At 51.1% G+C, this 521-nt stretch carries 4 tRNA genes; all 4 read left to right on the plus strand.

The window, feature by feature from the left end:
• Window positions 1-61: 61 nt before the first annotated feature.
• The 4 genes from DW938_RS14610 (at window position 62) to DW938_RS14625 (ending at window position 521) form a co-directional block, all read left to right on the plus strand.
• Window positions 62-137 (plus strand) — tRNA-Lys (locus DW938_RS14610).
• A gap of 73 nt (window positions 138-210) precedes the next feature.
• Window positions 211-285, plus strand: a tRNA-Glu gene (locus DW938_RS14615).
• Between the two features lie 71 nt (window positions 286-356).
• Window positions 357-433: transfer RNA gene (locus DW938_RS14620), tRNA-Ile, on the plus strand.
• A gap of 12 nt (window positions 434-445) precedes the next feature.
• Window positions 446-521: transfer RNA gene (locus tag DW938_RS14625), tRNA-Trp, on the plus strand.

The following is a 521-nucleotide window of genomic DNA, read 5'->3' on the forward strand; positions in this document are numbered from 1 at the left end:
TCTTCGCCGAAAATACTTGGATGGTAACGTCCCGGTAAGATAGGGTGCTGCCGACACCTATGCACCATTAGCTCAGATGGTAGAGCAACTGACTCTTAATCAGTGGGTCCTGGGTTCGAGTCCCCGATGGTGCACCAAATTTCCCGTAACGGGCAGATATATTTTTGCTCGCTGCGGTTTTTCTTTATATGCTGTAGCTCAGCATTATATGGCCCGTTGGTCAAGCGGTTAAGACTCCGGCCTCTCACGCCGGCATCGGGAGTTCGATTCTCCCACGGGTCACCAATATTTCCTCTCGCTTGCGTGAGGTCGTTATGCAAGCTTCTCAAAAAGCTTACTATTTTTTTGCTCTATGTGGACCATTAGCTCAGTTGGTTAGAGCAACCGGCTCATAACCGGTGGGTCTGGGGTTCGAGTCCCTGATGGTCCACCACATTTTTTATCTAGGGGTATAGCTCAGTTGGTAGAGCAGCGGTCTCCAAAACCGCGTGCCGAGGGTTCGAATCCTTCTGCCCCTGCCA

The organism is Ruminococcus sp. AM43-6 (assembly GCF_003461785.1).
Taxonomy (GTDB): domain Bacteria; phylum Bacillota; class Clostridia; order Oscillospirales; family Ruminococcaceae; genus Hominimerdicola; species Hominimerdicola aceti.